The organism is Ancylomarina sp. (assembly GCF_041555295.1).
In the GTDB taxonomy this organism is placed as follows: domain Bacteria; phylum Bacteroidota; class Bacteroidia; order Bacteroidales; family Marinifilaceae; genus Ancylomarina.
This window is the reverse complement of the sequence record NZ_JBFFKR010000187.1, coordinates 1-6,715: the sequence shown is the minus strand read 5'-3', so window position 1 is coordinate 6,715 and position 6,715 is coordinate 1. Positions and strand designations below refer to the sequence as shown.

The following is a 6,715-nucleotide window of genomic DNA, read 5'->3' as shown; positions in this document are numbered from 1 at the left end:
TTTACCTTTGGCACTTCCTGGCATTATCTCTGGTTTTATTTTAGCTTTTGCTCGCTCATTGGGGGAGTTTGGTGCAACCATTATCTTTGCAGGTAATATTGCTGGAGAAACTCAAACCTTACCTTTAGCCTTATATTCTGCGATACAGATTCCTGGACAGGAAACAACTGCCTTTCGCCTTCTAATTATAGCGGTTATATTTTCATTCATCGCCATGGCTGGATCGGAATTATTGGTTAAAAATCTACATCATCGCAAACATAAAGCATGACAGCACTTTCTATCGATATAAAATGGTCTAGAGATAATTTCAACCTGGACATGCAAACTGATTTCACAGATGGAATCACAGGTATCTTTGGTGCTTCAGGAGCTGGAAAATCAAGCCTTTTACAGTTGATAGCTGGGTTGGAAAAGTTGGATGAAGGACAAATTACAATTGGTGATGATATTCTTGATAATAGCAAAACGAAACAATTCACAGCATCTCACAAAAGACGAATAGGCTATGTCTTTCAGGAAGGCCGCCTTTTCCCTCATATGAATGTTCGTCAGAACTTACTTTTTGCAACCAAATATATCAAAGTAAGTCAGCAACAGTTTAAGCTTAGTGAGATCGTTGAACTGCTCGAAATAGAATCACTCTTAAATAAATTACCAAGGCAGTTGTCAGGTGGTGAAAAGCAACGTGTTGCTATTGGACGTAGCCTTCTCTCTTCCCCGCGTCTGTTGCTAATGGATGAACCTTTTTCTGCTCTTGACACATCACTGCGTCAACAGATTATTCCATTTTTAATCAAAATTAACCAGAGACTAAAACTGCCTATCTTGGTTGTTAGTCACGATCTACCTGATTTATTAAGTTTGAGCCAAAAGCTTTTGCTAGTTAAGGATGGTCAGATTTTAGCTCAGGGTAATTATTTTGATTTAATCGAAAATGATTTACTAATCGATATCATGAAAGAATCAGGTTTGATTAACATGATTCCATTCAAAATTGAACATATTGATACCGATTATTTTGAGCTGAGTAAAAAAACAAATAAAGGAATAATCAGCATTAAAAGAAAAAAGCAATTGCAACACTTCGAATTGGATGATGAGATTCATGTATCTCTCCGTCCCGAAGACATTGCTATTGCTCTGCATGAGGTAGAACATGTCTCCATTCGAAACCAACTTGAAGGAATAATATTACAAATTATCAAACATGGTAACCAAACATACTGCCTTGTTGATGTAGGCTTCAAACTCCTTGTAACTATTACTGAAACTTCTCGCCAAAAACTAAAACTAACACAAGGTGAAACTGTGTGGTGCCTTTTTAAATCAATGGCCCTTAAAGTGAATATTTAATCTTAGATTCGCTCTATTTCAACTGAGTTTAATAACAGTTTGCAAAACAATTCGGACAAAGGAGTATTTTATATATAAATATTCCTTAGATTTGACTCAGTATTTATTTCCTTATGAAAGAGTATAACAGTCATATCGCATCATTTTCTACACCTCAAGTTTCTTTTGAGGTGAATCTGACTGCACACACATTTTTGACTTCTTTCAAATCAAACACATCTTTTTCGACCAGTAACATGAATTGTTGTTGCTGTTGTTGTACCCCTTGTTGTTAGTTCTGTAGAACAGTATTCTTTCTATAGACTCTCAATTTAAATGGGCAGCTTGGCTGCACCTCAAATTCTCCTTTTCAATTTATATTTTATAATCATCCAAGAATGAATTATCTAACAAAAGTTATGGAAGAACTTCAAGCTTCACGCGAAATCAACGAACTGGATCTTCCAAGCAGAGACTTAACTCAAACCTTTGTTGAAGAAGCGATGAACACCTTATTCCCAATCAGTGCTCGTCGTTCAAAAAGTCACTGTGCTCAGGAGGCTCTTTTAGTACAATTAGAAACGCATTTAAAACTACTACTTCTTCCTGTAAAACGGGAACTCAACAAGCCAATTGATGATTTATCAAAACAGTTTATGCTAAACCTCCCGAAGGTGTACAAGGCACTTTTATTGGATGCACAAGCTATTCAGAATTTCGATCCTGCAGCAAGAAATCTTGGTGAAGTCATAGTCTCCTATCCTGGCTTTTTTGCCATCATGGTTTATCGACTTAGTCATGAACTCTATCTAGCCAATATTCCTATTATTCCCAGGCTAATGAGTGAATATGCCCATTCTAAAACTGGAATAGACATTCATCCGGGAGCTCGAATTGGAGAATCTTTTTTTATTGATCATGGTACAGGTGTCGTTATTGGTGAGACAGCCATTATAAAAGATCATGTGAAAATTTACCAGGGTGTCACTCTTGGAGCATTGCAAGTAAAAAAGAGTTTAGCTAAAAAGAAACGTCACCCAACTGTTGAAGATAATGTCATTATATATTCGAATGCAACAATCCTTGGAGGAGATACCATTATTGGTCGGAATAGTGTAATTGGTGGTAATGTTTGGCTAACGTCAAGTGTCGACTCCAATTCATTGGCATATCACACACATAAAATTAAAGTCAGGTCAAGTATCAATGAGAACAACATCATTGACTTTCAAATATAGAATTATAAAACACAAACTTATAAATATATAAACAGATGAAATTAGACAATATTTTAGAGACCATTGGAAAAACTCCTGTTATAAGGATCAACAAAATCCTAGGTCAAAAGACTAATGCTTGGATTAAATTAGAACGTAATAATCCCGGAGGTAGCATTAAAGATCGAATTGCTCTATCGATGATTGAACAAGCTGAAAAAGAGAGCATTATTAAGAAAGGGGCAACTATCATTGAACCAACATCTGGCAATACAGGAGTTGGCTTAGCAATGGTTGCAGCAGTCAAGGGGTATAAACTAATTCTAGTCATGCCTGAATCCATGTCTGTTGAACGTAGAAAGCTAATGTCAGCTTATGGCGCAGAGTTTGTTTTAACACCCCGTGAACTGGGAATGAAAGGTGCAATATCAAAAGCAGAGGAGCTCATAAAAGCCAATGCCAACAGCTGGATGCCATCACAATTTGACAATGAAGCTAATGTTGAAATACATAGACAAACAACAGCTCAAGAGATCATTGCTGATTTTCCAGATGGTATCGACTACCTGGTTACTGGAGTTGGAACTGGTGGGCACATTACAGGAGTTGGTGAAATTCTTAAAGCTAAATTCCCAAATTTGAAAGTATTTGCAGTTGAGCCCGAAGCTTCTCCTGTCATTAGCGGTGGAGCTCCTGGCCCACATCCTCTTCAGGGAATTGGTGCTGGATTTATTCCCGAAAACCTTAATGAATCTGTTCTTGATGGCGTTATAAAAGTAAGTCAAGAAGAGGCTTTCTCAATGGTTAGATCTTTGGCTAAGGAAGAAGGAATCTTAGCAGGCATATCAACAGGTGCATCTCTTGCTGCCGTAGCCAAGAAAAAGGATGAATTTGGTTCAGAGGCAAGGATTCTTACTTTTAATTACGATACTGGGGAACGCTATCTTTCTACAGAAGGCTTATTCTAAAATCAAAAAAACAAAAGCTATCGAAGAAAAAGATCTTCGATAGCTTTAAGCTTTGAAGCTGAAAAATAAAGGTTCAATGGTTATTAATGAAATATTAAAATTGGCATATGTGTTTTTACAAAAAGCTTACGCGACATCTGACCGAAAAATAAGCGCTCAAGTAAGTTGTGTTTTCTAGCCTTAATAGCAATCATACCAATATTATGATCCCGAACATAGGATTCAATCCCCTTCATCTTGTCTTCAATTTTAAAAATATGACACTTCACAGTATCATCACCAAGCGATCGTTTAAGATACTTGCGTAGAATATCCATACGATGCTCTTCAAGAGGATGTTCGTCTTCTTCCTTTTCAAAATGAACACAGTGAATATTCATAAAGAACGGTTCTGTAATATATTTCAATGTCGCAATAGCTTTGAAGTCAGCTTTATCAAAATCAGTCGCATACATCACCTCTTTAATCTCATCCAAATCAGGGTTCTCACCTCTATCAGATAAAATCAACATCGGAACATCAATATTATCAATTACTGAAGAAACAACGGAGCCAAGCAGATTTGAGGTTCCAGCAGTCTCACCACGAGATCCCATTACTAATAAATCTGGCCTGTATTCTTTAGTCATGCTAATAATTTCGGAACTAGCAATACCTCCCGACAAAGCTACATCCACTTCAACACCATCCACTTTATCTTTTTTAATCCTGGCATTTAAATAATCCTTTAATTCATTAATCTTCATTTTGGCATTTTTTTCTACCTCAGCGAGAACTTCAACTACCGTAGCATTATAGGTATAACTATCCGAGAAGGGCACCGTCTCGATAGCAGAAGCAAAATAGGTATGAAACAACAGGATATCTGCATGAAATTTTACTGCTAAATTGTAGGCATAATCACAAATACGAGGGGTTGAATCTGAAAAATCAACAGGAACCATGATGCGGTTTAATTCCATCACAGAACCATGCACAACTTTGTCCTCATCTTTCTCAACATAACTTAATTTGAAATCTTCAATGACCTTTAAGGCTTTAATTAAATCCTCTTCCCGAATCCGAACCTTTACTCCACCGCCAATGGCTGACTGTAATAAGTTGATGTTTTTCAGGAAACATTCAATACCCTGTGATTCCAAACATCCTTGCAGTAAATGAGCCCTGGAATAGCTGTAAGTTGCTAAAGTTATAATCCTGTCTTTCATGCGTGTCGATTTATAAAGGGTTTATATTCAAATCCTATTACCATTACGACTGAGAATAATGGAACTATTAGTATTTAAACAAACAGTGTATTAGTTGTAAAACTCAAGCTTAATTAAAGACCTAACAAATGATTTTCTTATCATTAAGTTCACTATACAATTTAATGAAAAATAAGCGAGACTCAAAAAAAATATTAGAACTCGAAAAAAAAATAAATTGATGTTAAAACTTAAGCTATAATAGGGTTTTGAATATCAAAAAAGATTGATTACTTTTGCGGCTTAGTAAAACTATTAATTATTAGTTTATTAATTAAACATTTTTAAATTATGTTGAATCATTATGAGACCGTTTTCATTGTAACTCCCGTTTTATCTGAAGCTCAGGTAAAGGAAGCGGCGGAAAAATTCAAAGCCGTTATCATCGAGAGTGGTGGTAAGATTACAAATGAAGAGAATTGGGGATTGCGCAAATTGGCTTATCCTATTCAGAAAAAAAGCACTGGTTTTTACCAATTGCTTCAATTTGAAGCTCCAGGCGACACTATCGAGAAATTGGAACTTAATTACAGACGTGATGAAAAAGTCATTCGTTTCTTAACTTTCAGACTTGACAAATACGCATTCGAGTATTCAATAAAAAGAAAAGGAAACCTTAAAGCATCTAAAGAGGAGAAATAGTCATGGCACAAAATCAATCAGAAATTAGATATTTGACTCCCCCAACGGTTGAGATCAAAAAGAAAAAGTACTGTCGTTTCAAGAAGAACAAAATCAAATTCATCGATTATAAAGATCCTGAATTTTTGAAGAAATTCTTAAACGAGCAAGGAAAGATTTTACCACGTCGTATCACTGGTACTTCTTTAAAATATCAAAGAAAGGTAGCAACTGCAGTAAAACGTGCTCGTCACATTGCTCTTCTACCTTACGTAACTGACATGATGAAATAATCTTTTAAAGAAGGAGGAAACCAAATGGAAATCATCTTAAAACAAGATATCCATACTTTAGGGTATAAAAATGATATCGTAACTGTTAAGAATGGTTACGGAAGAAATTACTTGATTCCTACAGGTATGGCAACTCTAGCGACACCGTCTGCTAGAAAAATGCATGCTGAAAACATGAGACAAAGTGCTCATAAGCAGGAGAAAATCAAAAACGAAGCTCTTGAGCTTGCTAAAAAACTTGAAGCTGTAAGCTTATCTATTGGTGCTAAAACTAGTACAACTGGTAAGATTTTCGGTTCTGTTAACAATATTCAGATTTCTGAAGCTCTTGCAGCTCAAGGATTTGAGATTGACAGAAAAGTAATCGCAATCAAAGATGCTGTTAAAGAAATTGGTAAATACACCGCTTCTGTGAAACTTCACAAAGAAGTGAAAGTAGATATCGCTTTCGAAGTTGTTTCAGTTTAATCTGAATACAACTCAATTAATTTAAGTTAAGACACAACTTAAATCTTTTCAAACAAACATATAAAAGCCACTCCTTTTTCCGGGAGTGGCTTTTTAATTTGCCCCCAACCGTCCTTATTTATCTGAGGCTTTTTAAAAGAATGCCCCATTCTTTACAATTCATGACAGATATTCGACAATTGACATCATTCACTTTTTTATTATTCTTAGTTTTCCTGAATATTGTACTTAGAAAAAGTGATCAAATTAATGACATAGAATAATGATTGTCAAAACGAAACAATCAAATCACATCGTAAACTGATATTTTCTAAAGGATCATAAAACTGTTATTGAAAATCATAAAATCAAAAGCATATGAAAGCTCTATTTAAAATCACAATCGTGCTTGCACTGATTCTACCTTCATTAATGAATCAAGTACTAGCAAGCCCATTGAGTTTAGATAAGGATATTACAAATCGTGAAAGCTCGAATTGGAAAGCTGAGAATATTAAAGTCTCGTCTCATGGAGAAATTGAGTTCAATAATGATTATACTGATGTAATAAGTATTACTAGTGATGG

The 6,715-nt window shown here is 35.4% G+C and carries 8 protein-coding genes and 1 pseudogene; 8 read left to right on the top strand and 1 reads right to left on the bottom strand.

Annotated features, from left to right (window positions below; all coding sequences use genetic code 11):
* The 4 genes and pseudogenes from ABY905_RS12320 to cysK all read left to right on the top strand — a co-directional run.
* Positions 1 to 271, top strand: a pseudogene (locus ABY905_RS12320) (hypothetical protein); the annotation flags it as partial.
* Positions 268 to 1,356: a molybdenum ABC transporter ATP-binding protein gene (gene modC / locus ABY905_RS12315; protein WP_372644323.1), complete on the top strand. Its 1,089-nt coding sequence runs from the start codon at positions 268 to 270 to the stop codon at positions 1,354 to 1,356. The pseudogene ABY905_RS12320 and the gene modC, both read left to right, overlap by 4 nt.
* Positions 1,357 to 1,733: 377 nt before the next feature.
* A complete protein-coding gene (gene epsC / locus ABY905_RS12310; protein WP_372644321.1) occupies positions 1,734 to 2,573 on the top strand; it encodes a serine O-acetyltransferase EpsC in 840 nt (279 codons plus the stop codon).
* Positions 2,574 to 2,608: 35 nt separating this feature from the next.
* The gene (gene cysK / locus ABY905_RS12305; RefSeq protein WP_372644319.1) at positions 2,609 to 3,520 is read left to right on the top strand and encodes a cysteine synthase A; all 912 of its coding nucleotides are present in this window, start codon (positions 2,609 to 2,611) and stop codon (positions 3,518 to 3,520) included.
* 83 nt (positions 3,521 to 3,603) lie between these two features.
* Here cysK and ABY905_RS12300 read toward each other — a convergent pair whose 3' ends face one another.
* Positions 3,604 to 4,728, bottom strand: a complete 1,125-nt coding sequence (locus ABY905_RS12300; protein WP_372644317.1) for a universal stress protein — start codon at positions 4,726 to 4,728, stop codon at positions 3,604 to 3,606.
* A gap of 330 nt (positions 4,729 to 5,058) precedes the next feature.
* On the opposite strand from ABY905_RS12300, the gene rpsF reads away from it, so the two are divergent.
* The 4 genes from rpsF to ABY905_RS12280 all read left to right on the top strand — a co-directional run.
* Positions 5,059 to 5,409, top strand: a complete 351-nt coding sequence (gene rpsF, locus ABY905_RS12295) for a 30S ribosomal protein S6 (RefSeq protein ID WP_372644315.1) — start codon at positions 5,059 to 5,061, stop codon at positions 5,407 to 5,409.
* 2 nt (positions 5,410 to 5,411) lie between these two features.
* Positions 5,412 to 5,681, top strand: a complete 270-nt coding sequence (gene rpsR, locus ABY905_RS12290) for a 30S ribosomal protein S18 (protein WP_125030571.1) — start codon at positions 5,412 to 5,414, stop codon at positions 5,679 to 5,681.
* A 24-nt stretch (positions 5,682 to 5,705) separates the two neighbouring features.
* A complete protein-coding gene (gene rplI / locus ABY905_RS12285) occupies positions 5,706 to 6,149 on the top strand; it encodes a 50S ribosomal protein L9 (RefSeq protein ID WP_372644313.1) in 444 nt (147 codons plus the stop codon).
* Positions 6,150 to 6,506: 357 nt separating this feature from the next.
* On the top strand, positions 6,507 to 6,715 hold a 209-nt coding region (locus ABY905_RS12280; protein ID WP_372644311.1), incomplete at its 3' end, for a hypothetical protein.